The organism is Streptomyces fodineus (assembly GCF_001735805.1).
Classification (GTDB): domain Bacteria; phylum Actinomycetota; class Actinomycetes; order Streptomycetales; family Streptomycetaceae; genus Streptomyces; species Streptomyces fodineus.
The window spans coordinates 7,399,700-7,425,983 of record NZ_CP017248.1 but is presented as its reverse complement, the minus strand read 5'-3'; the positions used below and the strand labels follow the sequence as shown (position 1 = coordinate 7,425,983).

At 71.6% G+C, this 26,284-nt stretch carries 26 protein-coding genes and 1 pseudogene; 12 read left to right on the top strand and 15 right to left on the bottom strand.

What is annotated here, in order from left to right:
* Positions 1-84 precede the first annotated feature (84 nt).
* On the bottom strand, positions 85-1,161 hold the full coding sequence (locus tag BFF78_RS44930; protein ID WP_069781601.1) for a hypothetical protein: 1,077 nt from the start codon (positions 1,159-1,161) through the stop codon (positions 85-87).
* A gap of 110 nt (positions 1,162-1,271) precedes the next feature.
* Here BFF78_RS44930 and BFF78_RS31970 point away from each other — a divergent pair, with 110 nt between their 5' ends.
* The 5 genes from BFF78_RS31970 (at position 1,272) to thpD (ending at position 5,213) form a co-directional block, all read left to right on the top strand.
* A complete protein-coding gene (locus BFF78_RS31970) occupies positions 1,272-1,829 on the top strand; it encodes a DinB family protein (protein WP_069781600.1) in 558 nt (185 codons plus the stop codon).
* 255 nt (positions 1,830-2,084) lie between these two features.
* Positions 2,085-2,603 carry a diaminobutyrate acetyltransferase gene (ectA, locus tag BFF78_RS31965; RefSeq protein ID WP_069781599.1) on the top strand — a complete coding sequence of 173 codons (519 nt, stop codon included), beginning with the start codon at positions 2,085-2,087 and terminating at the stop codon, positions 2,601-2,603.
* Between the two features lie 13 nt (positions 2,604-2,616).
* The gene (gene ectB / locus BFF78_RS31960) at positions 2,617-3,888 is read left to right on the top strand and encodes a diaminobutyrate--2-oxoglutarate transaminase (RefSeq protein ID WP_069781598.1); all 1,272 of its coding nucleotides are present in this window, start codon (positions 2,617-2,619) and stop codon (positions 3,886-3,888) included.
* 20 nt (positions 3,889-3,908) lie between these two features.
* Positions 3,909-4,313, top strand: a complete 405-nt coding sequence (locus BFF78_RS31955; protein ID WP_069781597.1) for an ectoine synthase — start codon at positions 3,909-3,911, stop codon at positions 4,311-4,313.
* Between the two features lie 6 nt (positions 4,314-4,319).
* Positions 4,320-5,213, top strand: coding sequence for an ectoine hydroxylase (gene thpD, locus BFF78_RS31950; protein ID WP_069781596.1), 894 nt, complete (start codon positions 4,320-4,322; stop codon positions 5,211-5,213).
* 69 nt (positions 5,214-5,282) lie between these two features.
* Here the strand turns inward: thpD and BFF78_RS31945 are convergent, their stop codons facing one another.
* The 3 genes from BFF78_RS31945 to BFF78_RS31935 all read right to left on the bottom strand — a co-directional run bounded on the left by BFF78_RS31945 (position 5,283) and on the right by BFF78_RS31935 (position 7,740).
* Positions 5,283-6,335, bottom strand: a complete 1,053-nt coding sequence (locus BFF78_RS31945) for an aminotransferase class V-fold PLP-dependent enzyme (RefSeq protein ID WP_069783940.1) — start codon at positions 6,333-6,335, stop codon at positions 5,283-5,285.
* Positions 6,336-6,430: 95 nt separating this feature from the next.
* Positions 6,431-7,159: a DsbA family oxidoreductase gene (locus tag BFF78_RS31940; protein WP_069781595.1), complete on the bottom strand. Its 729-nt coding sequence runs from the start codon at positions 7,157-7,159 to the stop codon at positions 6,431-6,433.
* A 77-nt stretch (positions 7,160-7,236) separates the two neighbouring features.
* Positions 7,237-7,740: a GNAT family N-acetyltransferase gene (locus BFF78_RS31935; protein ID WP_193433581.1), complete on the bottom strand. Its 504-nt coding sequence runs from the start codon at positions 7,738-7,740 to the stop codon at positions 7,237-7,239.
* Positions 7,741-7,858: 118 nt separating this feature from the next.
* On the opposite strand from BFF78_RS31935, the pseudogene BFF78_RS43860 reads away from it, so the two are divergent.
* Positions 7,859-8,307 (top strand): annotated as a pseudogene (locus tag BFF78_RS43860) (MFS transporter); the annotation flags it as partial.
* On the opposite strand, the gene BFF78_RS31925 reads toward BFF78_RS43860, so the two are convergent.
* Together BFF78_RS31925 and BFF78_RS31920 are read right to left on the bottom strand one after the other, a co-directional pair.
* The gene (locus tag BFF78_RS31925) at positions 8,210-8,818 is read right to left on the bottom strand and encodes a DUF1349 domain-containing protein (protein ID WP_069781592.1); all 609 of its coding nucleotides are present in this window, start codon (positions 8,816-8,818) and stop codon (positions 8,210-8,212) included. The pseudogene BFF78_RS43860 and the gene BFF78_RS31925 sit on opposite strands and share 98 nt — an antisense overlap.
* Positions 8,819-8,857: 39 nt before the next feature.
* Positions 8,858-10,387, bottom strand: coding sequence for an aldehyde dehydrogenase (NADP(+)) (locus BFF78_RS31920; RefSeq protein ID WP_079161565.1), 1,530 nt, complete (start codon positions 10,385-10,387; stop codon positions 8,858-8,860).
* Between the two features lie 131 nt (positions 10,388-10,518).
* On the opposite strand from BFF78_RS31920, the gene BFF78_RS31915 reads away from it, so the two are divergent.
* From BFF78_RS31915 to BFF78_RS31890, 6 genes are all read left to right on the top strand, one after another.
* Positions 10,519-11,292: an IclR family transcriptional regulator gene (locus BFF78_RS31915; protein ID WP_069781590.1), complete on the top strand. Its 774-nt coding sequence runs from the start codon at positions 10,519-10,521 to the stop codon at positions 11,290-11,292.
* 555 nt (positions 11,293-11,847) lie between these two features.
* Positions 11,848-12,366: a GNAT family N-acetyltransferase gene (locus tag BFF78_RS31910; protein ID WP_069781589.1), complete on the top strand. Its 519-nt coding sequence runs from the start codon at positions 11,848-11,850 to the stop codon at positions 12,364-12,366.
* Positions 12,367-12,396: 30 nt separating this feature from the next.
* Positions 12,397-13,338 carry a hypothetical protein gene (locus BFF78_RS31905; RefSeq protein WP_069781588.1) on the top strand — a complete coding sequence of 314 codons (942 nt, stop codon included), beginning with the start codon at positions 12,397-12,399 and terminating at the stop codon, positions 13,336-13,338.
* Positions 13,339-13,343: 5 nt separating this feature from the next.
* Positions 13,344-14,570, top strand: coding sequence for a sensor histidine kinase (locus BFF78_RS31900; RefSeq protein WP_069781587.1), 1,227 nt, complete (start codon positions 13,344-13,346; stop codon positions 14,568-14,570).
* Between the two features lie 17 nt (positions 14,571-14,587).
* Entirely contained in the window at positions 14,588-15,247 is a 660-nt protein-coding gene (locus tag BFF78_RS31895) for a response regulator transcription factor (RefSeq protein ID WP_069781586.1), read from the top strand.
* Positions 15,248-15,301: 54 nt separating this feature from the next.
* Positions 15,302-16,756: a peptidoglycan D,D-transpeptidase FtsI family protein gene (locus BFF78_RS31890; protein ID WP_069781585.1), complete on the top strand. Its 1,455-nt coding sequence runs from the start codon at positions 15,302-15,304 to the stop codon at positions 16,754-16,756.
* A gap of 3 nt (positions 16,757-16,759) precedes the next feature.
* On the opposite strand, the gene BFF78_RS31885 is transcribed toward BFF78_RS31890, so the two are convergent.
* From BFF78_RS31885 to BFF78_RS31845, 9 genes are all read right to left on the bottom strand, one after another.
* Positions 16,760-18,157 (bottom strand): NCS2 family permease, encoded by a 1,398-nt coding sequence (locus BFF78_RS31885; protein ID WP_069781584.1) that lies wholly within the window; start codon positions 18,155-18,157, stop codon positions 16,760-16,762.
* Between the two features lie 230 nt (positions 18,158-18,387).
* On the bottom strand, positions 18,388-19,185 hold the full coding sequence (locus BFF78_RS31880) for an HAD family acid phosphatase (protein ID WP_069781583.1): 798 nt from the start codon (positions 19,183-19,185) through the stop codon (positions 18,388-18,390).
* A gap of 156 nt (positions 19,186-19,341) precedes the next feature.
* A complete protein-coding gene (araD, locus tag BFF78_RS31875; RefSeq protein WP_418346711.1) occupies positions 19,342-21,066 on the bottom strand; it encodes an L-arabinonate dehydratase in 1,725 nt (574 codons plus the stop codon).
* Positions 21,063-21,974, bottom strand: a complete 912-nt coding sequence (locus tag BFF78_RS31870) for a dihydrodipicolinate synthase family protein (protein WP_069781581.1) — start codon at positions 21,972-21,974, stop codon at positions 21,063-21,065. The genes araD and BFF78_RS31870 overlap by 4 nt, the downstream gene beginning before the upstream one ends.
* Positions 21,971-22,654: a GntR family transcriptional regulator gene (locus BFF78_RS31865; RefSeq protein ID WP_069781580.1), complete on the bottom strand. Its 684-nt coding sequence runs from the start codon at positions 22,652-22,654 to the stop codon at positions 21,971-21,973. The genes BFF78_RS31870 and BFF78_RS31865 overlap by 4 nt, the downstream gene beginning before the upstream one ends.
* A gap of 119 nt (positions 22,655-22,773) precedes the next feature.
* Positions 22,774-23,526: an MBL fold metallo-hydrolase gene (locus tag BFF78_RS31860; RefSeq protein ID WP_069781579.1), complete on the bottom strand. Its 753-nt coding sequence runs from the start codon at positions 23,524-23,526 to the stop codon at positions 22,774-22,776.
* A 299-nt stretch (positions 23,527-23,825) separates the two neighbouring features.
* A complete protein-coding gene (locus tag BFF78_RS31855) occupies positions 23,826-24,407 on the bottom strand; it encodes a TIGR03086 family metal-binding protein (RefSeq protein WP_069781578.1) in 582 nt (193 codons plus the stop codon).
* A gap of 3 nt (positions 24,408-24,410) precedes the next feature.
* A complete protein-coding gene (locus BFF78_RS31850; RefSeq protein WP_069781577.1) occupies positions 24,411-24,857 on the bottom strand; it encodes a DUF6010 family protein in 447 nt (148 codons plus the stop codon).
* A 196-nt stretch (positions 24,858-25,053) separates the two neighbouring features.
* Positions 25,054-26,268, bottom strand: coding sequence for a hypothetical protein (locus tag BFF78_RS31845; RefSeq protein ID WP_069781576.1), 1,215 nt, complete (start codon positions 26,266-26,268; stop codon positions 25,054-25,056).
* Positions 26,269-26,284: the final 16 nt, after the last annotated feature.

Genomic DNA, 26,284 nt, shown 5'->3' with positions numbered 1-26,284 from the left:
GGTCCGGTCAGCCCTGGACCGGAACCGGCACCGAAGGGCGGCCTATACGCGCACCTCCGCGACCGTCTCCCACCGCGCGGCCGTCTACGGCACGGACGGCCACGACGCCGGCCACGGCCGGACGGCCACGCTCGGACGGCCCCCCTCCGCCCGAAGCCACACCCGCACGACCGGCCACGGCCGCACCACCCGGCCCGACGCAAGCCCCACCCGCGCCGCCACCCTCGGCAGGACCTCCGGGCAGCGGGCCGGGGCCCGCACCCGGATGGTCGTGCTCGGACGGACCTCCCGGCCCAGCCGGAGCAACACCCGCACCGCCGCCGCCTTCGGGCACACCTCCAGGCCCAGCGGAAACCGCACCCACGCGACCACCCTCGGCCGCACCTCCTGGTCCCGCCGGATCCATGCCCGCACGGGCGCCCTCGACCGGGCCCCCTGACACGGCCGGTACCACGCCCAGTCGGCCCCCTCGGCCGCACCTCCTGGTCCTGCCGGATCCATTCCCGCACCGCCGAACCCGGACGCGCCTCCCGGCTCAGCGGAAACCACGCCCGCACCGCCGCCCTCGACCGGGCCCCCAGGCACGGCCGGTACCACGCCCAGTCGGCCGCCCTCGGACGCGCCTTCCGGCCCAGCGGAAACCACGCCCGCACCGCCGCCCTCGACCGGGCCCCCAGGCACGGCCGGTACCACGCCCAGTCGGCCGCCCTCGGACGCGCCTTCCGGCCCAGCCGGACCCACACCCCCACGGTCGAACTCGACCGGAGGCCCAGCCGGACCCACACCCCCGCCGCCGCCCTCGATCGGAGGCCCAGCCGAAGTCACACCCCCGCCGCCGAACTCCGCCAGCACAGCGCGCAGTTCCGTGACGGCCCGCTCCCGTTCGACGGGGTCCAGGGTCTCCAGCAGGGTCTCGATGCGTGCCTGCCAGGTCGCTTCCTGGCGGATGCGCAGGTGCTCCGAGTGGGTCGGGTCCGCGGATCGGAGTTCGGTGGCGGTCCGCTCCAGGCGTTCGCGTTCCGCCCGTTCGCGCCCGCCGTCGCCGCGGCCGAACCAGCGTGCCACCGCATCCCGCAGCCCGGTCCACGCATCCGTCCCGGCCGCCCGCACCACGGCGGCGCCGCCGGCCGCGGCCGGCCCGGTCCACGCCTGCTCCTGCATCCCCGTCCGCCTTCCCCGGGTCCCCTCATCCCGCCAGCACAGTAGGGCCCGTTCACCACCCTGCGCAGGGTTACGGAGGAAACGTCGTACCCGCGTGCCATGCTGCCGTCATGACCACACCCCCCGTACCCCACACACCGCAGTCGCCCCAGACGTCCCCGGCTCTTCCCGACGGACGGCCCATCCCCGTGATGACCGGCCCCGAACGCCCCATGCTGGAGAGCTGGCTGGACTTCCACCGGGCCACGCTGGAGCTGAAGTGCCGGGGGCTGGACGACGGGCAGGTGCGGCTTGCCTCGGCAAAGCCGTCGTCGCTGACGCTGCTGGGGCTGGTCCAGCACCTGGCCGAGGTCGAACGGACCTGGTTCCAGCGGGTGTTGGCCGGGCTGGACGTGCCGCCGGTGTTCGAGGAGGAGACGGGGTACGCCCTCGATCCGGAGCGGGGACTGGCGGACGCGCTGGACATGTGGCGCCGGGAGATCGCGCGCGGCCGGGAGCTGCTGGCCGAGCGGGATCTGGAGGACACCGGGCGGATCGTCGACGAGCCGCTGGCCGGCGTCGAGGTCAGTGTGCGCTGGGTGCTGATCCACCTCGTCGAGGAGTACGCCCGGCACAACGGACACGCCGATATTTTGCGTGAACGAATCGACGGCAGCACCGGGGCCTGAATTCAATTTTGTTTCACAATTCCCGCCAATTCTCAGGACGATAGCTTCCCATCTTCTTCTGCCCGCTTTTTGCAAGACTAAACGGGGCAGTTTTCCGGCAGGTTTCCGGTGGTTTCCGGGGTGTGACACACTCCACATGCGAGGCGTCTTGTCCCGGTTTGACGTGGGATAACTCGGACATTTCACGACCGCATCCGGGTGGCGCAGCGATGGCCGCCGTGCATTTCCTAATTCGCCTCGCTAAATTCGTGCCGCATGACTGCCGCACCCGCAGACCTGCTCATCGGCCAACCGGCGGTGACCGACGGAGCCGCGCTCTGGCGTCTCGCCAAGGACTCGAAAACCCTCGACCTGAACTCTTCGTACAGCTATCTGCTGTGGTGCCGGGACTTCTCCGGCACCTCGGCGGTGGCGCGCGGTGCGGACGGGGAGCCGGTCGGTTTCGTCACCGGCTACGTGCGGCCGGAGCGCCCCCGCACCCTGCTCGTCTGGCAGGTGGCCGTCGACTCCGGCCACCGGGGCCTCGGCATCGCCGCCGCGCTGCTGGACGGGCTGACCGGGCGCCTCGCCGCCGAGCGCGGCATCACCGACGTCGAGACGACCATCACCCCCGGCAACACCGCATCCGAGCGGCTGTTCACCTCGTTCGCCGCCCGGCACGGAGCGCGTCTGGAACGTGAGGTGCTGTTCCCCGCCGAGCTGTTCCCGGACGGCCCGCACGATCCCGAAGTCCTCTACCGCATCGGTCCGCTGACCGACATCACCGCCCACTGAGGAGCGATTCACCGTGACCATCACCCAGCCCGACCTCAGCGTCTTCGAGACCCTCGAGTCCGAGGTGCGCAGCTACTGCCGCGGCTGGCCCACGGTCTTCGACCGCGCGCAGGGCAGCCGGATGTACGACGAGGACGGTCATGCCTACCTCGACTTCTTCGCCGGTGCCGGCTCACTCAACTACGGCCACAACAATCCCGTACTCAAACGGGCGTTGATCGATTATCTGTCCCGGGACGGGGTGACCCACGGCCTGGACATGTCGACCACGGCCAAGCGGTCGTTCCTGCAGACCTTCCAGGATCTGGTGCTGCGCCCGCGCGACCTGCCGTACAAGGTGATGTTCCCGGGGCCGACCGGCACCAACGCGGTGGAGTCGGCGCTGAAGCTGGCCCGGAAGGTGAAGGGGCGCGAGGCGATCGTGTCGTTCACGAACGCCTTCCACGGGATGTCGCTGGGCTCGCTCGCCGTGACCGGCAACGCCTTCAAGCGGGCCGGCGCCGGGATCCCGCTGGTGCACGGCACGCCGATGCCGTTCGACAACTACTTCGACGGCACGGTCCCGGACTTCCTGTGGTTCGAGCGGCTGCTGGAGGACCAGGGCTCCGGGCTCAACAAGCCCGCCGCGGTGATCGTGGAGACCGTGCAGGGCGAGGGCGGCATCAACGTGGCCCGGCCCGAGTGGCTGCGGGCGCTGAAGGAGCTGTGCGAGCGGCAGGACATGCTGCTGATCGTCGACGACATCCAGATGGGGTGCGGGCGCACGGGTGCCTTCTTCTCGTTCGAGGAGTCCGGGATCACGCCCGACATCGTCACCGTCTCCAAGTCGATCAGCGGCTACGGGCTGCCGATGTCGCTGTGCCTGTTCAAGCCGGAGCTGGACGTCTGGGAGCCGGGCGAGCACAACGGCACCTTCCGGGGCAACAACCCCGCGTTCGTCACCGCCACCGCGGCGCTGGAGGCGTACTGGACCGACGGCTCGGCCATGGAGAAGCAGACCCGCGCCCGTGGCGAGCAGGTCGAGCAGGCGCTGATCGCCATCACCGAGGAGAACCTCGCCGACGTCAAGGAGTACCGCGGCCGCGGGCTCGTGTGGGGCATGGAGTTCCGCGACAAGGAGCGTGCCTCGCGGATCGCGCGGCGGGCCTTCGAACTCGGGCTGCTCATCGAGACGTCCGGCCCGGAGGGCGAGGTCGTCAAGCTGCTGCCCGCCCTCACCATCACGCCCGACGAGCTGGACGAGGGCCTGAGCGTCCTCGCCCGTGCCGTCCGCGAAACCGCCTGATCAACTAGGAGTTGCACCACGTGATCGTCCGATCGTTCAAGGACATCGAAGGCACCGACCGGCACGTCAAGGCGAAGTCCGGTACCTGGGAGAGCAAGCGGATCGTCCTCGCCAAGGAGCGGGTCGGCTTCTCCCTGCACGAGACCATCCTGTACGCCGGCACCGAGACGTCGATGTGGTACGCCAACCACATCGAGGCCGTCGTCTGCACCAAGGGCGAGGCCGAACTCACCGACCACGAGGCCGGGACGACGTACACCATCACGCCCGGCACCATGTACCTCCTCGACGGGCACGAGCGGCACACGCTGCGCGTCAAGGAGGACTTCCACTGCATCTGCGTGTTCAACCCGCCCGTGACCGGACGGGAGGACCACGACGAGAACGGCGTCTACCCGCTGCTCACCGAGCCCGAGGAGGTGTGAGAACCCATGACCACTGCCAGCGTCACCGATCTCTACCCGACCCGCGGCACCACCGAGGTGGCCGTCCCGCGTCAGGACCCGGTCGTCTGGGGCTCCCCGGACACCCCGGGCCCGATCGCCACGGCCGACCTGCAGGCGTACGAACGTGACGGCTTCCTCGCCATCGAGGAGCTGATCACCCCGGACGAGGTCGAGGTCTACAAGCGCGAGCTGGACCGGCTGGTCACCGACCCGGCGATCCGCGCCGACGAGCGCTCCATCGTCGAGCCGAAGTCCAAGGAGATCCGCTCGGTCTTCGAGGTGCACCGGAGCAGCGAGGTGTTCGCGAACCTGGTGCGCGATCCGCGGGTCGTCGGGCGCGCCCGGCAGATCCTCGGCTCGGACGTGTACGTCCACCAGTCCCGGATCAACGTCAAGCCCGGCTTCGGCGCGAGCGGCTTCTACTGGCACTCGGACTTCGAGACCTGGCACGCCGAGGACGGCCTGCCGAACATGCGCACGGTGTCCGTCTCGATCGCGCTGACCGAGAACCACGACACCAACGGCGGCCTGATGATCATGCCGGGCTCGCACCGGACGTTCCTGGGCTGTGCCGGCGCCACGCCCGAGGACAACTACAAGAAGTCGCTGCAGATGCAGGACGCGGGCACGCCGTCGGACGAGGCGCTGACCTCGCTGGCGGCTGAGCACGGCATCCGGCTGTTCACCGGCAAGGCGGGCTCGGCCACCTGGTTCGACTGCAACTGCATGCACGGCTCCGGCGACAACATCACGCCGTTCCCGCGCAGCAACGTCTTCATCGTGTTCAACAGCGTGGAGAACAAGGCGGTCGAGCCGTTCGCGGCTCCGGTGCGCAGGCCGGAGTTCATCGGGGCGCGGGACTTCACGCCGGTGAAGTAGTCGCCTGACGTACGGCTCCGGGCCGGGGCCTCCTCGTGTGGGACGGGGGGCTCCGGCCCGGCCGTGCCGTCAGCCGGAGAGCACGTCCAGCAGGCGGTCCACGTCCGCTTCCGTGTTGTAGAGGTGGAAGGACGCGCGCAGGTTGCCCGCGCGGTTGGAGACCTCGATGCCGGCACGGCTCAACTCCGGCTGGCGTGCGCCGAGTCCGGGGACGGAGACGATCGCCGAACCGGGGGCGGGCAGGGGTTCGTGGCCGAGCGCGGCGAGTCCGGTGCGGAACCGGTCGGCCAGCGCCAGGTCGTGGGCGTGTACGGCGGCCACGCCCAGTTCCTCGATCAGGGCGAGCGAGCGGCGCACACCGGTGTAGGTGAACAGGGCGGGGCTGACGTCGAACCGCCGTGCCGAGTGGGCGAGTTCGGCCACCGGTCCGTAGCAGCTGTTCCAGGGTTCCTCGGCCGCGACCCAGCCCGCCAGCAGCGGGGACAGCCCGCCGAAGTCCTCGGGGACGACGAGGAAGGCCGCCCCGTGCGGGCCGAGCAGCCACTTGAAGGCCGTCGCCACGGTGAAGTCGTAGGCCTCGGCATCCATCGGCAGCCAGCCCGCGGCCTGGGAGAAGTCCACGTAGGTACGGGCGCCGTGGGTGCGGGCCGCCTCGCGCAGGGCGTCGAGGTCGGCGACCCGGCCGTCGGCGGACTGTGCCGCGCTGACCGCGACCAACGCGGTGCCGGGGCGGACGGACTCGGCGAGGCGCTCCAGCGGTACGGCGCGGACCTTGAGGTCGCCGCGGACGTGGAAGGGGTTCACCACGGAGGTGAAGTCGTCCTCGGCGGTGAGGACTTCCGCTCCCGCGGGCAGCGAGGCGGCGATCAGGCCCGTCTGGGAGGAGACGGACGCGCCCGCCGCCACCCGGGCCACCGGCACCCCGGCCAGCCGGGCGAAGGCGGCCCGGGCGGCCTCGACGTCGTCGAACAGCGGATCCAGCGGCCGGCCCTCGGCCCGGATGGCCGCCGCCTCGTGCAGCGCGGCCACCGTACGGGCCGGGAGCAGGCCGCTGCTCGCGGTGTTCAGATAGGTGTTCTTCGGGCGGAACTCGGCGCGGACGAGGCTCTCGAAGGTCTCCATGACCCCACTGTGCGGGTCGCGGAACTCCCCGTCCATTGCGAATTTTTACGGGGACTCGCTTAGGAAGCCTTATACATGCGCGCCGACCTGCGGCTTCAGCCCTGCCGCGGCACCGCGCACCCGTCGGGCCCGCACGCGGCCCCCTCCCCCTGGTCCCCCTGCTCGAGCAGCGTCAGCGGGGCACGCTCGCCCCAGGCCTGGGTCAGCGCCTGGGTGAAGACCTCGGCGGGCTGGGCGCCGGAGACGCCGTACGTCCGGTCCAGGACGAAGAACGGCACGCCGGTGGCGCCGAGCTGGGCGGCCTCGCGCTCGTCGGCGCGGACCTCGTCGGCGTACGCCTGCGGGTCGGCGAGCACCGCGCGGGCGGCCCCGGCGTCGAGTCCGGCCTCCGCGGCCAGCTCGACGAGCCGCTCCTCGCCCTCGGTGAAGACGGACCGCTCCTCGGCGAAGTTCGCCCGGTACAGGATCTGGATCAGCTCGTCCTGCCTGCCCTGCTCCTTGGCGAAGTGCAGCAGGCGGTGCATGTCGAAGGTGTTGCCGTGGTCGCGGCCCCGGGTGCGGTAGTCCAGGCCCTCGGCCGCCGCCTGGGCGCCCAGGTTGTCCTCGCCCGCCTCGGCCTGGGCCTCGCTCATGCCGTACTTCCTGGTGAGCATGGTGATCACCGGCTGGACATCGCCCTTGGCGCGGCCCGGATCGAGCTCGAAGGAGCGGTGCACCACCTCGACGTCGTCGCGGTGCGGGAAGGCAGCGAGCGCCTTCTCGAAGCGGGCCTTGCCCACGTAGCACCAGGGGCAGGCGATGTCGCTCCAGATCTCGACGCGCATGTCTTCGGCTCTCTCCAGGTCGTACGGGCACGGAGGCTCTCTCCGCCACCAGTACGTGAACGTTCAAGCAGCCGTGTTCATTCCCCGCCCACCGCGTAGCGCAGGAAGAGGTGGTGGTCGCCCTCGGCGGGCGGGTTCCCGGGGTCCGGGACCCAGCCCTGGCGGGTGTAGAAGGCCTGGGCGCGCCGGTTGTCCACGTGCACGTCGAGGACGGCCGCGCGCTTGCCGTCCGCGCGCCACTCCTCCACGCACGCGGCGTGCAGGGCCGTGCCGATGCCCGAGCGCCAGTGGCCGGGGTCGACGTGGAACTGGAACAGCTTGACCGTTTCCGCGGGTGCGCCGTCCGGGGTGCGGAAGGAGGCGATGCCGGCGATCCGGCCCTGCTCGACGGCGCACAGCACATGCCCGTCGGGGCGCTCGATGGATCCCCGCCAGGCCTCGACCCAGTCGAAGTCGGCCTGCGGGAGACCGTCCGGGTAGTACGTCGAGCGGGCCCGGGCGTGCAGATCGGCGATGACCTCGGCTTCGGCGGACACCGCGGTGCGGATCACCAGAGCGCCTTTGACTCGTTCACTGATCATGCAACGGAGGACGTGACCGCACCGGTCCCGGTTCCCAGGCGGCTGAACTGGGAGCGCGGCGCCGCGGACCAGGTGGGTGCGCAGGGAGTCGGCGGTGCCGAGGCCGCAGGCGGTGGCCGCCGGTCGCCACGGTCCGCGCCTGCCGATGCCGGTCGGCCGGGCGCCGGCCGCGGCGGGCCTGCTGGGCCTGCTGTCCGTCGGCTCGGGCACGCCCGCCGCCGTGGTGGCCGTCCTGCTCATCCCGATGGCCCTCGGCTGCGCGCTGACCGTCCCGCCGCTACGGCCGTGATGTTGGACGCCGTGCCGGCCGAGCGGGCGGGCCTCGCGGCCGGAGTGCTCAACGCGGCGCGGCAGGTGGCCGGCGGCCTCGGGATCGCGGTGTTCGGTGCGCTGGTGGGCGGCGGGTTCGCCGCCGGGATGCGGGTGAGCCTGGTGCTGGGCGCGATCCTGTTCGCCCTGGCCTTCGCCCTCAGCTGCCGTCTCGGAGGTCGTCCGGCCAGCCGGGCCGGAAGCCGAGGTGGTCGTACGTCACCACGCACCCCTCCCCCAGCGGCGACTGGGTCATGAAGCCGACCAGCGCGGCACCGGTCTCCTTCTCGTCGCCCAGGGTGAACAGCCGGACGAAGGTCCAGCGGGCACCGTCCCGGGAGGCGTGGAAGGCGAAGGCCCGCCCGGTCCGGCTGACCCGCAGAAAGACCGAACTCCCTTCCACCGTGAAGGAGTTGGCGTCGTCGGAGTGCCCCCGGGTGACCACCGTGCAGACGGTGGCCACGTCCGGGGAGTACTCCAGACACAGCTTGGCCCAGGCCCGTTCGCCGACGTGGACGTACAGCACGCCCGCGTCGAAGGACGTGTTGAACCCGACGGTGACCCGGGCGATCAGCTGGAAGTCCCCTTCCGGTGCCCCCAGCAGCCGGGGCGCGTCGGAGGCGGGGTCCAGAGCCTCGCCGGTGGGCGTGACGAACCGGTCCTGCCGGGGCCCCGCCCATCCGGTGAGGACGCCGTCCTCGTACGTCCAGTGCCCGTCGGGCCCGTACGTGCGCAGGGGGAAGGGGAGTTCGGGGAGTTCCACGTCCATGGTCCGATTGTCGCACCAGAGCCTTTGTGTCAACGGGCGCTATCGCTCCAGAACCCCGTTGAACCGCCGCGGCAGCCCGAGCGGGTTGTCGTCCTTCAGCTCGGCGGGGAGCAGCGCCCGCGGAGCGTTCTGGTAGACGACCGGCCGCAGCCAGCGTTCGATCGCCGTACCGCCCACGGAGGTCGAGGTCGAGGTCGTCGCGGGGTAGGGCCCGCCGTGGTGCTGGGCCGGAGCCACGGCAACACCCGTCGGCCACCCGTTCACCAGGACCCGCCCGGCCAGCGGAGTCAGCTCGGCGAGCAGCTCCGCGCCCCGGCCCTGCCCGGCCGCCTCCTCGGCCGACAGCTGAACCGTCGCCGTCAGGTTGCCCGGCAGACGGGACAGGACCGCCGTCGCCTCGGCCTCGTCCTCGTAGCGGACCACCACGGTGACCGGCCCGAAGCACTCCTCCAGCAGCAGGTCGTACGCGCCCTGCGTCGCCAGCCTGTTCGCCGGCACCGTGAGGAACCCGGCGCTGACCGTGTGCTCGCCGCCCGCACCCGGGGTGACAGGGGAGTCCACGTCCGTCAGCCGCGCGCGCTCGGCCACCCCCGCGATGAAGTTGTCCCGCATCCGGTGGTCGAGCAGCACCCCCGCCTCGGTGTTGCTCACCGCGTCGGTGAGGGCCTTGACCAGTCCGTCGCCCGCGGCGCCGGACGGCACGAGCACCAGACCCGGCTTGACGCAGAACTGCCCGGCTCCCAGCGTCATGGATCCGGCGAGCCCGATGCCGATCTCCTCGGCCCGCTCGGCGGCGGCGGCCTGCGTCACCAGGACCGGGTTCAGCGAGCCCAGCTCACCGTGGAAGGGGATCGGCACGGGACGCGCCGCCGCGGCGTCGAAGAGGGCCCGCCCGCCCCGTACCGAACCGGTGAAGCCGGCGGCGGCGACCAGCGGGTGCCTGATCAGCTCCACGCCCGCCTCGAAGCCGTGCACGAGGCCGACGACGCCCTCGGGGATGCCGTGCTCGGCGGCGGCCCGGCGCAGCACCTTGGCGACCAGCTCGGACAGGGCCGGGTGGTCGGGGTGGGCCTTGACCACGACCGGGCAGCCGGCGGCCAGCGCGCTCGCGGTGTCGCCGCCGGCGACGGAGAAGGCGAAGGGGAAGTTGGAGGCGGAGTAGACGGCGACGACGCCGAGCGGGATCTTGTAGCGGCGCAGGTCCGGGATGGGCGGGGTCGCGGTGGCGTCCGGGTGGTTGATGACGACGTCGAGGAAGGCGCCCTCGTCGACGATGTCGGCGAAGGCCCGCAGCTGGTAGCCGGTGCGGGCGAGTTCGCCGGTCAGCCGGACCGGGCCGAGCGCCGTCTCGGCGTCGGCGGTCTCGACCAGACCGTCCCTGGCCGCGTCCAGGCCCGCGGCGGCCGAGCGCAGGAAGGCGGAGCGCACGGCGCGGTCGGCGAGGGCCCCGCGGGCGGAGTGGGCCGCCCTGACCGCCGCGTCCACCTCCTGGGCTGTGGCCTCCACCGCAACCTGTTCACGCTGCTTCCCGGTGCGCGGGTCGACACTCCAGACTGGTGCTGCTGCCACCGCGGGTTCCCTCCACTGTCATGCCGCAGTACTGGCTCATCCCTCAGGGGTGTTCGATATACTGAACGCCGTCTCTGATGATGAATATGCTGTTGGAGACTATTTGGCGTCCAACGAAGGGGTCAAGGGCGATGTCGGCAGCCGAGACAGGCGGTGGAGCACAGGTCAAGTCCGCGGTGCGGACGGTTGAACTGCTCGAGTACTTCGCCGGGAAGCCCGGTATGCACTCCCTCGCGGCCGTGCAGGAGGCCGTCGGATACCCCAAGTCCAGCCTGTACATGCTGCTGCGCACGCTCGTGGAGCTGGGCTGGGTGGAGACGGACGCGACCGGCACGCGGTATGGCATCGGGGTGCGGGCGCTGCTGGTCGGCACGTCGTACATCGACGGCGACGAGGTGGTGGCGGCGGCCCGCCCCACCCTGGACCGCCTCTCGGACGACACGACCGAGACGATCCACCTGGCCCGGCTCGACGGCACGAACGTCGTCTACCTGGCCACCCGCCAGTCCCAGCACTATCTGCGCCCCTTCACCCGGGTCGGGCGCCGGCTGCCGGCCCACTCCACCTCCCTCGGCAAGGCGATCCTCGCCACGTACACCGACGAGCAGGTGCGCAAGCTGCTGCCGGAGACCCTGCCCGCGCTGACCGAGAACACCCTCACCGACCGGGAGAAGCTCATCGAGGAGCTGCACCAGGTGCGGGAGCAGGGCTTCGCGGTCGACCGCGAGGAGAACACGCTGGGCCTGCGGTGCTTCGGCGTGGCGATCCCGTACCGCACCCCGGCCCGGGACGCGATCAGCTGCTCGGTACCGGTGGCCCGGCTGACCCCCGCCCACGAACAGATGATCAAGGACGCCCTGTTCGACGCCCGCGACCGCCTGACACTGGCCACCCGCAGGCTCTGAGACCGAACGACCAGGGGCTCGCCGCCCATACGGTCATGGGCTTGCCGCACGTCCGCCGTGGGCCCGCTGCCCGTCCGGTCATGGGCACCCGTACCGTCATGGGCCCGGCACCCGCGCGGCGCACGCGCACCAACCCTGCCGTCGCAGCGCGGCGCGCCGGCGATCCGGCGGCTCCGAGGGCGGACGGGCAGAGGCTCTCGCCGTCCGTGCCGTCATGCCCACTACGCGGCCGTCAGGCACGGAACACCCGTACCGCGCAAACGCACCAACCCCGCCATCGCAGCGCGGCGCCCGGCGATCCGGCGGCTCCGAGGGCGGACGCTGGGACTCGCCCCTCGTACCGGCCCACCGTCTCGGCCGTCATGGGCGCTGTGCCCGTGCCATACAGGCGCGCCGACCGTGCCATGCAGGCGCTCCGACCGTGCCGCACAGATACGCCGGCCATGCCCTCGTAGCGCGATGCCGCTGCCGTCGTGGCGCGGCTCCGCTGCCGTCATAGCGCGGCTCCGCTGCCGTCGTGGGCGCGGCGCTCCCGGCGTCGTAGGCTCGGGCTTCATGGAGATCGCGCTGCGTGTCGTGCGGGACAGTGATCTGCCGGTGTTCTTTCGGCAGATGAGGGATCCGGAGGCGCTCCGTATGGCCGCGTTCGGGCCTGCGGATCCGGCCGACCGGGAGGCCTTCGACGCCCAGTGGAAACGCATCCGTGCCTCCTCCGACGTACCGCGGACGGTGCTGGCCGACGGGCGGGTGGTGGGCAGTGCCGCGGTCTACGGGGAGCCGGGCGAGCGTGAGGTGACGTACTGGATCGACCGCGCGTACTGGGGCCGCGGGGTGGCGACCGCCGCGCTGCGGGCCCTGCTCGCCGAGGTCCCCGAACGGCCGCTGTACGCACGGGCGGCGGCCGACAACACCGCCTCGCTGCGGGTACTGGAGAAGTGCGGGTTCCGTGAGACGGCCCGCGCGCGGGGGTACGCCAACGGGCGGGGCCGGGAGATCGACGAGGTGGTGCTCGTCCTGGAGGCCTGCGCGTCTCCCCCGTGCGGCGGAGACGGATCGTCGGGCCGCAGGAGGTGAACACCCACGGCCGCACGGGAGTGTTGAGGCATGACGATCTCAACGGCCGCCGTTGCGGGCCGCATCTCCGTGCGGCGCCGTTCGCTCCGGCTCGTGGCCATCACCGCCTGCCTGCCCTACCTGTCCCTCAAGCTCGCCTGGGTCGCCGGGAGTCACCTCGGCATCCCGGACGGCAGCCCGCTGCTGGAGCACCGGCTGACCATGGCGCTCGCCAACGGCCTCACCGTGCTGATGGACGCGGCCGTCGTCGTGCTGACGCTGCTGCTGACCCGCCCCTGGGGCAGGCGGGTGCCGGCCTGGCTGCTCGCGGTGCCGATGTGGCTCGCCGTGGGTCTCCTCTCCCCCATCATGGTGGGCTTCCCGCTGCAGCTCGTCCTGCACGGCGGCGAAGGCGGCAGGGGCGGCACGGGGGACAAGCCCTTTCTCGACGACTGGGTCTTCGGGGTGGTGTACGGCGGGTTCATCGTGCAGGGACTGGCGCTGGGCGCGCTGTTCACCGGGTACGCCCGCGAGCGCTGGGGGCGGTTGTGGCGGGGGCGGATGCGGGAGCTGCCGGCCCGCGGCGGGGCGGCGCAGCGGCTGACGGCGACGACGGCGGCGCTTGTCGCGCTGTTCCCGGGAACGGTGCGGCTGTTGCGGGGCTGCGGGGCGATCGGGCCGGCCGGCGGCGGGGACCGGTCCATGGAGTTCGTCTACGTCCTCTTCCTCGCCGCGGCCGTCACCGGCGCCTGGCAGCTCGCCTTCCGCCGGGGCCGTACGCTGCCCGTCGCCGTGCCGCTGGCGCTGGCCTGGACCGGCTCCGCGGCGGTGGCCTGCTGGGGCGGCTGGATGTCGCTGGCCACGCTGGTGACGGGCGACCGGCCGACAGCGCTGACCGGGCTCACCTACGCTGGGCAGATGATCACCGGCTTTCTCGTGGCGACCGTCACCGCCCGCTTCCTCGCGGACCGGTCCGGCAAGGCCCCTCAGTGACACGGATGTTGAGGCCGCTCTTCGGCGGCCGGGCGCGGCGCCGCTGGATCCATCTGATCCTGGGCGGCGCGCTCGCCATGCCGTACGTCCTCGTCGGCTCGGTGTTCATCGGGCCGTTCACCGGCGTGGACAACGTCTTCGGCTCCCTTCCGCTCCAACTCGGCTCGTTCGCCCTCGGGTTGCCCGTCGCCGCGGTCACCTCGCTGTTCCCGCTGACCCGGCCGCTGGAGTCCACGGCGGTGCGGGCCCTGTGCGGGATCGACGGGGACGCCCTGGCCCACGGACCCGCACGCACGCCCGCCGAACGGGCGCGTACGGCGGCCTGGTTCACGCTGCACCTCGGTCTCGGCGGGATCATCTCGGGCATGTCCCTGTCCGTGCCGCCGGCCGCGGCGACGCTGATCGTCCTGCCCCTGCTCGCCGCGCTGGGCCACCCGCTCGGCCTGCCCGTCCTCGACCACGGCTGGATGCTGGCGCTGGACCCGGTCGCGGGCCTGGCCGGGCTGGTCGCGCTCGCCGCGTGCGCCGCCGGTTGCGGGGCGCTGCTGGCCCGCTGGGCGCCCGCGCTGCTCGGGCCCACCCCGCAGGACCGGCTGGCCGCCGCCGAGGCCCGCGCCGCCGACCTCGCCGTACGCAACCGGCTCGCCCGCGAGCTGCACGACTCCGTCGGGCACGCCCTGAGCGCCGTCACCCTCCAGGCGAGCGCGGCCCGCCGGCTCCTCGGCACCGACCCGGAGTTCGTCCGTGAGGCGCTGGCCGCCATCGAGGAGACCACCCGGCGCACGGTCGGCGAACTCGACGCCGTGCTGGGCGTGTTGCGGGACGGGGACGCGCCGGGCACCGCACCCGCGCCGACCCTCGCGGGCGACCTGGACGGGCTGCTGCGCCGGACCCGGGCCGCCGGGCAGTGTGTGACGGCCACCGTCGACACCGACCCCGCCGCGCTGCCGCCGCTGGTCTCCCGGGAGGCGTACCGGATCGTGCAGGAGGGCCTGAGCAACGCCCTGAAACACTCCGGGGCGCCGGTCGCCGTCCGCATCGCCACCGCCGACGGTCATCTGGAGATCTCCGTCGAGAACCCCCTGGGCAGGGCCGCGGCTCCCCGGCCGGGCGGCGGCCACGGTCTGCGGGGCATCGCCGACCGGGTACGGCTGCTGGGCGGCACCGCGGAGGCGGGACCGTCGGGAGACACCTGGCGTGTCGCCGTACGACTGCCGTTGAAGGCCACGTGAGCACTGAAAGGACCCGCATGCCCCAGCCCGCGATCCGGATCGTCCTCGCCGACGACGAACGCATGGTCCGCACCGCCCTGCGTGCCATCCTCTCCGTCGAGCCCGATGTGGAGGTGGTCGGTGAGGCGGCGACCGGCGCCGAGGCCGTGTCCGTCGTCCGGGAGTTGCGGCCTGATGTCGTCCTCATGGACGTCCGCATGCCGGAGATCGACGGCATCCGGGCCACCGAGCAGATCCTCGCCACGCTCGACGAGCCGCCCCGGGTCGTCGTCGTGACCACCTTCGAGAACGACTCCTATGTGTACGACGCGCTGCGCGCCGGAGCGTCCGGGTTCCTGCTCAAGCGGGCGGACGCCGACGCTCTCGTGCAGGCGGTACGGCTGGTCGCACGCACCGACAGCCTGCTGTTCCCGTCGGCCGTACGGGCCCTCGCGGCCGAGCACGGGCGCAAGGCCGCCCCGGCCGCGCCCTGGGTGAGCAGACTCACCGGACGCGAGCGCGACGTGCTGCGGCACATGGCCGACGGACTGACCAACGCCGAGATCGCCCGCCGGCTGGACGTGGGCCCCGCCACGGTGAAGTCGCACGTGGCGGCGGTGCTGGCCAAGACGGGCACCCGGGACCGTACCCAGGCGGTGATCGCCGCGTACGAGGCCGGTTTCCTGAGCGTGGGATGAGAAATCCGGGCGTACGGGAACGATCGGCCCCCTCTCGATCGTCTTTTCGACGGGATGAACAAGACGATCAGGCGGGCGTCCGTCTTCGCGCTGCTGCTCGTGCTCGCTCTGCTGGTCCGGGCGACATGGGTGCAGTTCTACGACGGCAAGGCCCTCGCGGACGACAACGACAACCGGCGGAACGCGATCCAGACGTACTCGCAGCCGCTCGGGAACATCATCGTGGCCGGAAACGCGATCACCGGCTCCGCGCGGACGAAAGGGAGCGACCTGGCGTACAAGCGGACGTACCGGGACGGCAAGCTCTACGCCGCGGTGACGGGCTACGCCTCGCAGGCCTATGCCCCGACCCAGCTGGAGGGCATCTACCATGACCTGCTCAACGGCACGGACAGCCGGCTGAAGACCGTGATGGACACGCTCACCGGCAAGCGCGCCGACCCGGGCACCGTGCTCACCACGATCGACCCGGACGTGCAGCGGGCCGCCTACGGCGCGCTCGGTGGCAAGAAGGGCGCGGCCCTCGCGATCGACCCGAAGACCGGCAAGATCCTCGCGGCGGTGTCCACGCCGTCGTACGACCCCTCCTCGCTCACCGACGCCAACACGGCCGGGTCCGCCTGGAAGCAGCTGAACGCGGACCAGGACAAGCCGCTCACCAACCGCGCGCTGCGCCAGCCGCTGCCGCCGGGCTCGACGTTCAAGCTGGTCGTGGCGGCGGCCGCGCTGGAGAACGGGCTGTACAAGAACGTGGACGACCCGACCGACAGCCCCGACCCGTACACCCCGCCGGGCACGACGCACGTGCTGGTGAACGAGAACAGGTCGGCGCCCTGCAAGAACGCCTCGATCCGCAAGGCCCTGCAGTACTCCTGCAACAACGTCTTCGGTCATATGGCCGTCCAGCTCGGCCAGGACAAGGTCAAGGCCATGGCCGAGAAGTTCGGCTTCAACGACGACAAGCAGGACGTACCCGTGCGGGCCTACGCCAGCGGCTACCCCTCCGGCATGGACCAGGCGCAGACCGCGCTGTCCGGCATCGGCCAGTTCGACGTCACCGCGACCCCGCTGCAGATGGCCATGGTGTCCGCGGCCATAGCCAACGGCGGCAAGCTGGTCTCGCCGCATATGGTGTCGCAGATCACCGACAGCGGCGGTGATGTGCTGCAGAACTACGACGACGGCGCGGACACCAAGGAGATCGTCAGCTCCTCCACCGCCGAGCAACTCCAGTCGGCGATGGAGACGGTGGTCAAGGACGGCACCGGCACGAACGCCCTGATCGACGGCGCCACCGTCGGCGGCAAGACCGGCACCGCCCAGCACGGCGAGAACAACAGCAAGACGCCGTACGCCTGGTTCACGTCCTTCGCCAAGTCCGACGGAAACGGCAAGGAAGTGGCGGTCGCCGTGATGGTCGAGCAGTCGGACGCGGCCCGGTCCGAGGTCAGCGGTAACGGCCTGGCGGCGCCGGTGGCCAAGGCGATGATGCAGGCGGCACTGAAGTAGTGCCTACTTGACCCCGAGAATCTGCTCGACGGGGTCGATCGCGAAGTACACGAGGAACAGCACCGAGACGCCCCACAACAGCCAGTTGACCTCCCGCGCCTTCCCCAGCACCGTCTTGATGACCACGTAGGACACAAAGCCCGCGCCGATCCCGTCGGTGATGGAGTAGGTGAACGGCATCGCGGCGATGGTGAGGAAGGCCGGGACGGCGATCTCGTAGCGGTCCCAGTCGATGTGCTTGACGTGGGTCATCATCAGGAAGCCCACGGCGATCAGCGCGGGCGCCGCCGCCTGGAGCGGGACGATGGTGAGCAGCGGGGTGAGGAAGAGGGCGAGGCCGAACAGGCCGCCGGTGACGAGGTTGGCGAGGCCGGTGCGGGCGCCCTCGCCGACGCCGGCCGCGGACTCGATGTAGGCGGTGTTGGAGGAGGCGGAGCCGAGACCGCCGACGGCGGCGGCGGCCCCGTCGATGAAGAGGACGCGGCCGATGCCGGGCACCTGGCCCTTCTCGTCCAGCAGCCCGGCCTCCGCGCTGATGCCGACGATCGTGCCCATGGCGTCGAAGAAGTCCGACAGGATCAGGGTGAAGACCAGCAGGACGGCGGTGAGGACGCCGGCCTTGGCGAAGCCGCCGAACAGGCTGAAGTGACCGATGAGCCCGAAGTCCGGGGCGGCCACGATCTTGTCGGGGACCTTGGGCGTGGTCAGGCCCCAGCTCTTGATGTCGGCGACGGCGTTGATGACGATCGCGACGCCGGTCATCGTGATGATGCTGATGAGGATCGCGCCCTTCATCTTCCGGGCGAGCAGCGCGATGGTCAGCAGCACGCCGACGCAGAAGACGAGCACGGGCCAGCCGGTCAGGCGCCCGACGGCGCCCAGCTGGACGGGCACGGTGGTGTGCGCGGCGTCCGGGATACGGCTGACGAACCCGGCGTCCACGAAGCCGATGAAGGCGATGAACAGGCCGATGCCGACGCCGATGGCCTGCTTCAGCTGCTGCGGGATCGCGTTCATGATCGCCTCCCGCAGCCCGGTGAGGACCAGCAGGCAGATGACGAGGCCCTCCAGGACCACCAGGCCCATCGCGTCGGGCCAGCTCATCAGCGGGGCCAGCTGGAAGGCGACGACGGCGTTGAGGCCGAGGCCGGCGGCGATGGCGAGCGGGAGATTGCCGCCGACGCCCATGACGACCGTCATCACGCAGGCCACCAGCGCGGTGGCGGTGACGAGCTGGCCGGTGGCGAGGGTGTGTCCGTACTTGTCCTTGGCGCTGCCCAGGATGATCGGATTCAGGACAAGGATGTAGGCCATGGTGAAGAACGTGGCGAAGCCGCCGCGTATCTCCCGGCCGACCGTGGATCCCCGCTGGGAGATCCTGAAGTACTGGTCCACTGACATGGTCCCACTCCTCGTCACCTGGTTGATCAGTGTGCGGATGCTGGCTGGATTGTTCCCCCGTTCAATCTGTTTCAGGTTTTCCCTGTGTTACGGAATCCGGTTCGGTGGACCATACGTTGTCCGGCTCCCCGTACAGTCAGCCCCCAGAGCCGCACCGAGAAGAGGCCACTCCTGGGCGCATTCGTTCGATCGCGCGGTTCCCCGCGCCCCTTGGGGCGCGGGGAACGGGCTCAGCTGACGAAGTAGGTCGGGTTCGGCAGCTTGTACGTGCGGTCGGCGTAGCCGCCGTCGAGGTCCGAGTACTGGTCGCCGAAGTTGGCGATGATCTCGTAACCCAGGTCGTCCTCGATGTGCTTGCGCGTCCCGGACTTGTACTGCACGGTCGTGCAGGTCCAGCCGTTCGGGGTGGCGCAGTCGCTCAGGTAGGCCGGCGGGTTGGCCTTGTCCTTGAGGAACATGTGGTCGGCGTCGAGGTTCACATCGGCGCCGACCTTCTTCAGGTTCGCGACGGCGGCGGCGCGCTGGGCCTCGCTCAGACCGGAGTTGTAGAAGACCTCGACGCCCTTGGACTCGGCGTACCGGACCAGCTCGGGGCTGCCGAAGACCTCCGGGCGGTCGGCCTTGTTCACGTAGTCGTTCCACGTGGTGGGGTTGAACGTGTAGTTGTAGCGCTTCTCGTAGTCGAGGCTGAGCAGCAGCGTGTCGTCGATGTCGAACATGACGGCCGGCTTCTCGCCGTGGCGGTGCGCCTTGCGGGCCGCCTTGTCGATATAGCGCTTGGCATCGGCGTCGATCTGCGCCAGGTCCTTGGCGTACGGGCTGTCCGGGGACGCCTGGTAGACGCCATTGCTGTCGGCGGTCGTGCCGTAGTAGGTGTCGATGTCCTTCACCAACTGCCCTATGTTGTAGGGCTCGTGGGTTGAGTTCGCCGTCGACTGCCCGGCGGTGGCCACGCCCGCGCCGTACAGCGCGACTCCGGCGAGAGCACAGGCTGCACCGGCGGCGACGACTCTGTGGGACTTCCGCATGGATTCTCCGGATCTGGTGAATGAGAGTGATGTACCAGGTCAGGGACTATCTACGCGCATAACTCACAGGGTTGCGATGCCCGTTATCCGATCGATACGCAACTTCTCACCCGCCCCCCACATGGTGAAAGCGCTTCACCGCTGTCGATGCGTGGGTCAGCCGGTGTACGGGTCCGGCACGTGGCCCGGCCGGGCCAGGAACTCGAAGTCGCAGCCGGTGTCGGCCTGGGTGATCTGCCCGTTGTAGAGGACGCCGTAGCCGCGCTCGTACCGGGCGGGCGGTGGCGTCCACGCGACCCGCCTGCGCTCCAACTCCTCGTCGCCGACGTGGAGATGGAGACTGCGGGCGTCGACGTCCAGGGTGATGAGGTCCCCGGTGCGCACGAGCGCCAGCGGGCCGCCGACGTACGACTCCGGGGCCACGTGCAGCACGCAGGCGCCGTAACTCGTGCCGCTCATCCGGGCGTCGGAGATCCGGACCATGTCCCGTACGCCCTGCCTGAGCAGGTGGCCGGGGATGGGGAGCATGCCGTACTCGGGCATGCCCGGGCCGCCTTTGGGCCCGGCGCCCCGGAGCACCAGCACGCTGTCGGCGGTGATGCCGAGCGCGGGGTCGTCGATGGTGCGCTGCATGGCCTTGTAGTCGTCGAAGACGACGGCCGGGCCGGTGTGCTTCAGCAGGCGGGGCTCGGCGGCGATGTGCTTGATGACCGCGCCGTCCGGGCAGAGGTTGCCCCGCAGGACGGCGACCCCGCCCTCGCTCGCGACCGGGTTGCCGCGCGGGCGGATGACGTCGTCGTCATGCACCTGCGCGCCTTCCAGCTGCTCGCGCAGGGTGTCGTACGACACCGTCGGCCGGTCCAGGTGGAGCAGGTCGGTGATGCGGGACAGGAAGCCGGGCAGGCCGCCCGCGAAGTGGAAGTCCTCCATGAGGTACGTCCGGCCGCCGGGGCGGACGTTGGCGAGGACGGGCACGGTCCGGGCGATGCGGTCGAAGTCGTCCAGGGTGAGCCTCACCCCGGCGCGGCCCGCCATGGCGATCAGATGGATGACGGCGTTGGTGGAGCCGCCGAGGCCGAGGACGGTGGTGACGGCGTCCTCGAAGGCCTCCCGGGTGAGGATCCGCGACAGCCTGCGATCGTTCCGTACCAGCTCCACGGCGGTCATCCCGGCCCTGGCGGCCATCCGGTCGTGCCCGGAGTCGACGGCGGGAATGCTCGACGCGCCCGGCACGGTCACGCCGAGGGCCTCGGCGGCGGCGGTCAGCGTGGACGCCGTACCCATGGTCATGCAGTGACCGGCCGAGCGGGCCAGGCCGCTCTCCAGCTCGGTCATCTCGCAGTCGCCGATGAGACCGGCCCGCTTGTCGTCCCAGTACTTCCACATGTCCGTACCGGACCCGAGCACCGCGCCCCGCCAGTGCCCCGGCAGCATGGGCCCGGCGGGCACGAAGACGGCGGGCAGATCGGCACTGGCCGCACCCATCAGCAGCGCGGGCGTGGACTTGTCGCACCCGCCCATCAGCACGGCCCCGTCGACCGGATACGAGCGCAGCAGTTCCTCGGTCTCCAGGGCCAGCAGATTCCGGTAGAGCATCGGTGTGGGCTTCTGGAAGGTCTCGCTCAGCGTCGAGACCGGGAACTCCAGCGGAAAACCGCCGGCCTGCCACACCCCCCGCTTCACGGCCTGGGCGCGGTCCCGCAGGTGCACATGGCACGGGTTGATGTCGGACCAGGTGTTGAGCACGGCGATCACGGGCTTGCCCAGGTGCTCCTCGGGCAGATACCCGAGCTGCCGGGTCCGGGCCCGGTGACTGAAGGACCGCAGGCCCTCGGCCCCGTACCACTGATGGCTTCTCAGCTTCTTCGCAGGGGCGTTCATATGGACCATCCGGCGGCGATGGCGGCGACCTCGGCGCGCTCGTCCTCGGGCAGCGGCTTGCCAGGCGGGCGGACGTCCCGGTGGCACAGGCCGAGTGCGCAAAGGGCTTCCTTGACGACGGTGACGTTGTTCGCGGAGCCGTGGGCGGCTCGGAGTTCCTCGAAGCGGCGGATCTGCTCCCAGACCCTCATGGCGGCCGGGTAGTCGCCGGATCGAAGCGCTTCCATCATGTTCAGCGGAACGGCCGGGGCGACGTTCACGAGTCCGGAGGTGAAGCCGGTGGCGCCCGCGGAGAAGTAGGAGGGGGCGTACGGCTCGGCGAGGCCGGCGACCCAGACGAAACGGTCGAGGCCTGCGTCGCGGGCGAAACCGGCGAAGCGGACGGCGTCGGGGACCGCGTACTTGACCCCGATGACATTCGGGCAGTGGCCGGCCAGTTCGGCGAGCCGGGCACCGGGCAGCGCCGCGTTGCGGATGTACGGCACCACGCCCAGCTCGGGCACGGACTCGGCGATGGCGCGGTGGTAGTCGACCCAGCCGGCCGCCGAGACGTACGGGTGGACGGGCTGGTGGACCATCACCATCCCGGCGCCGAGGTCACGGGCGTGCCGGGCGGAGGCGATCGCGGTGGGCAGGTCGTGGCCGACGCCGACGAGGACCGCGGCACGGTCGCCGGCCGCCTCGACGGCCGACTCGGCGACCATGCGGCGCTCTTCGGGGGTGAGGGCGTAGAACTCGCCGGTGTTGCCGTTCGGGGTGAGGGTGCGGATCCCGCCGTCGAGCATGCGACGCAGCAGGGCCCGATGGGCGTTCCGGTCGACGGAACCGTCCGCGGCGAAGGGCGTCACCGGGATGGCCACCACGTCGGCCAGGGCCGCCCGTTGGGACTCGAACGTCACACTGCTCATCGCTGTCCCTCCTGCGGGTGGGGGCGGGCCACCTCCGCTCCCTCGGTGTCCGCGGGGAAAGCGCGCTGGAGGAAGGACGCGATGTGGGCGTGCAGGGCGCTCGCCGCGCCCTCGGAGTCACCGTCGAGCGCGAGCCGCAGGATCTCCCGGTGTTCGGCGGCCTCCCGCTCCCAGGAGGGGTCGGCGGCCCAGGCGACGGCGGAGACCAGAGCGGCCTGGTCGCGGACCCCGTCCAGCATCCGCCCGAGCAGCGGGTTGCCGCACGGCAGGTAGAGGGCGCGGTGGAACTCCCGGTTGGCGAGGGAGCGTTCGGCGGTGTCGGTGGCGGCGTCGGCCCGGGTCAGCGCGTCGCGCGCGGCGTCCAGGCAGGCGCCTCGCCGGACGGCCCTGCGCAGCGCCTCCGGCTCGAGCAGCAGCCGTACATCGTAGACCTCGCGCGCCATGTCCGCGTCCACCATGCGCACCGTGACGCCCTTGTACTGGCTCATCACGACGAGTCCGGTCCCGGCGAGTGTCTTCAGCGCCTCGCGCACCGGGGTCTTGGACACCCCGAACTGCGCGGCCAGCTCCGTCTCGACCAGGGCCTGGCCGGGCGTCAGCCGCCCGGTCAGGATGCCGTGCTTGATCGCGTCCAGTACGACTTGCGTGCGGGACGGGATCGGGGTGGGCACAGTGGTCATACGGTCCTCTCGGATCTCACGTATCGCGTCTCATATATGACGTACGAAGTATGACGCGATGAAGGTAGGAGGGGACCGGTGTTTCGTCAATGCCTCTGACAAACGGAAGCCGGAGGCCGTCAGAAGGTGCGGGTGTCACCCTCGACAGCGATGCGGGTGGGCCGGCCGCAGACCGCGGCGGCGCGTGCGGTGGCCGTCTCGCGGGTGAGCGTGGGGCCGACATGGGTGACGAGGAGTTCGCGTACGCGGGCGTCCAGGGCGATGCGCCCGGCGTCCTCCGGTGTCAGATGGACCCGTTCGCCCTCGCGATGCGCGTCGATGTCGGCCTCGCACAGGAACAGGTCGGCGTGGGCGGCGAGTTCACCGAGTGCGGCGCAGGGGCCGCTGTCCCCGGAGTAGGCGAGCACACTCCCCTGGCACTCGGCGCGCAGCCCGTACGCCTCGGTGCCGTGGGCGACGGCGCGGGCCGTGAGGCGGAGGTTCCAGTGCCGGACGTCGTGGCCGTCGTACAGGGCCCGGAAGTCGAAGACACCCTTGAGGAAGTCGACGTCCGCCCGCCCGAAGAAGCCGGCCAGCCGGTGGGCGCAGTCCCGCGGGGCGTACACGGGGATCGGTGCGGCCGGGGTCATCCCGCCGAAGGCGAAGGCGTAGGCGGCGGACAGCAGATCGGCGCTGTGGTCGGCGTGCAGATGGGAGATCCAGATCGCGGTGAGCCGCGCGGGATCCGTGTGCTGCTGCAATGCGGCGAACGTACCGGGCCCCGCGTCCACCCACACCTCGGCGCCCCCGCCGGACAGCAGATATCCCGAGCAGGGCCGGCCGGGGCCGGGATGCGGGGAGGCGGTGCCGAGGACGGTGAGCGTGAGAGGCATGGGGGGAGAGTACGACGGCCGGCGGTGCGCTTCGGCTCACTCGGGCAAGCGGAACCCGGGCTCGGCAGAGCCCATGCCGCGGCGTCACGGTGTGTTGCCGTGCGTGACCCGGAGCTGTCGACGGACAGCCCGCCGAGGAAAAGGGCGGCCGGGCCGAGCACGATCACGAGGGCGGTCGCGATCGCCGGGGCCACCCAGCCCCTGCGGTCCCGCACGTCCCCGTCCACCGGGCCGGGGGGCGCCGCGAAGCGCTGTGGCGTCATGCGCCCGGTGAACCGGCGCGGCGGTGGCTGTTTCCGTCAGGGACGCCACCCCGGGTCCCGTCCGCTCAGCCCCACCGCCCGGTCCAGCAGCGGCGCGTCCTGCGGGACCGGGACGACCGGGCCGAACAGGCCGCCGCCGCGGTTCGGGTCCTCGGCCGCCGCGAGGAGGAAGCCGTGGGCCGAGTCCAGGGCGGCGGGGTCGGGAGCGTAGGGCAGGCCGGTGGCGCGGGCCAAGTCCCAGCCGTGGATGACCAGTTCGTCGGCGACGACGGCACCGGCGACCTCGCCCGGCAGGGTCACCCCGCCCGCGCGGGTCATGCCGGTCCAGGCGGCCGGGTCGCGCCAGGCGTCGGCGAGTTCGTCGAGGGCCTTGGGCAGCTCCTCGCGCCAGCCGGGGCCGATGTCCGGCACGGCGGCGTTCGGGTTGGTGTCGGTCGTCGCACCGACGTCCTTGCGGGCCGCGTCACGGAAGGCCACGGAGAGCATGTGGATGTGGCCCAGCAGGTTGCGCACCGCACAGTCCGGGCACGGTGTGGGCGCGGTCAGTTGCCCGTCGGTCACGGACTCGGCGAGCCGCGCCAGGATCCGGGTCTGCGGGCCGAGGTCGACGATGGTCATGCCTCACTCCTTCACGGTTGCACTCCTCGTACGAAGGGCTGACCGGCCGGCGCGCGAAAACTCATCGGTGCCGCGCAGCCGCTCCCACGGCGAGCGCCCGCCGCCGAGGCACCACACCGCGATCACCGGGTCGCACAGCGCGCAGCCGAACGAGGAGTCGTGGGCGAACGGGATGATCGGGTGGCCCTTGAGGTGGTGCACGACGTCCCAGGCCGTGTGCAGCAGCCAGCCGGCGCCGATCCAGGCCCAGGAGTCCAGGCCCTTGTAGGCGACGTAGGTGGCCACCGCGGTGAACACGAACTCCCAGCCGCCGAGGCCGCCACCGCTGAGGTACGCGGCGCCCGCGCCGGCGACCATGACCGCGTTGAGGCGGCGCCGGTGCGGCTCGGGGACGAGGGACATCAGCAGGACGTAGACGAATCCGATGAGAATCGGGGCGAGGTAGCGCATGGCGCCGACAGTAGGTTCGGGCCGGTGCGCACCCCAGGGGCATTACTGACAGGTTCCGACGGATTGTCGCCGCCGGCACCGGGATTAGGGCACCTCACCGATCCCCGCCCGCCCTCCTTAGACCCACGATGAGCGAGCATGACGACTTCCTGGACCCCGCTGCGCGTGCTGCGGGACCGCAACGCGGGGCTGTATCTCACGGGCTTGGTGGTGTCGGCCTTCGGCACCTCCTCGCTGTCGCCGGCGTCGGGCGCGTCGTCAGCGCCTCGCGCACCGCCGTGAGGTCCGGGTCTGATGCCAACCCGGCGTGATAGAGGCGCAGTTCGGTCGCGCCCTCGGCACGCGCGCGTGCCGCGTCTGTCGCGAGGGTAGCGGGGCTGCCGGCCATGCCGGAGACGACGGTGAAGTTGGCGGCCAGTACCGTGCGGTCGGAGGCGTGCTCGGCGAAAGGGGCCAGCAGGGCCGTACCGCCTGTGCAGGGCACCACCACGCCGTCGGTGACGGAGAGGACGCGGGCGGGGTCGGCGCCGGCGTTGGCTCCGCAGTGGTAGGGGACCGGGTCGGCGTGCAGCAGGACCTGGAAACCGGCCGGTGCGGCGGCGCGTACGGCGGTGACGGACTCCTCCTGGAGGGTGCCGGCGGCCTCCTCGCGCCACGCGCGCGTGCGGGCCGCCGCCTCCTCGCCGAGCAGTTTCGCGACCGTCCGCCAGCCCCCGTCGTCCGCCGCGCCCCGCCACAGCGGCTCCAGCGCGGCCCGCACGGATGCGGCCAACTCGTCCGGATCGAGGTCCAGTTCGCCGTACCCGGCACGGCAGTACGGGCAGAAGCACAGGGACATCAGGTACTGCCCGGCCTCCCCGAGAGCGACCCCGGCGGTCTTGTCGTGGGCGTGCAGATGCTGGAGCCCGTACCAGCCGAGGGACTCCAGCTCGGTGCCGTGCGCGCCGGGGCGTACGGCGGCCTCGGCGGCCAGGTCGACCAGGTACGCGCGCGTGGCGGGCTGGGCGATGCAGGGCGCCCAGGGGTAGTGGTCGCCGTAGGCGTTGACGACCGAGGTGTCCGGATGCTCGGCGCCCAGGCGGGAGTTGTGGGCGAGGACGACCCAGGTGTGCACCTCCAGGCCCGCCGCGGTCAGGGCCGCCGCCGCCTCGCCGTAGGCGTCGCCGGGGGCCCAGCGGCCGGCGGGGTACGGCCTCAGGCCCCGTCCCGCCCAGCGCTCGCCCGGCGGATAGAGGACGGCCGCGTACTCGGCGGTGACGATGCGGTGGCGGGGGTGGCGGGGGGTCAGGGCGCGGGTGGAGTGGTAGGCGGCGGCGAGGGTCACCTGTTCGACGCCGAGCCCGGCGATGCGCGCCGCGGCCCCGGGATCCCCGTTCACATCCCAGGGGTAGAGGAACGCCGACGCCTTCACACGCCCTCCTTCGAGC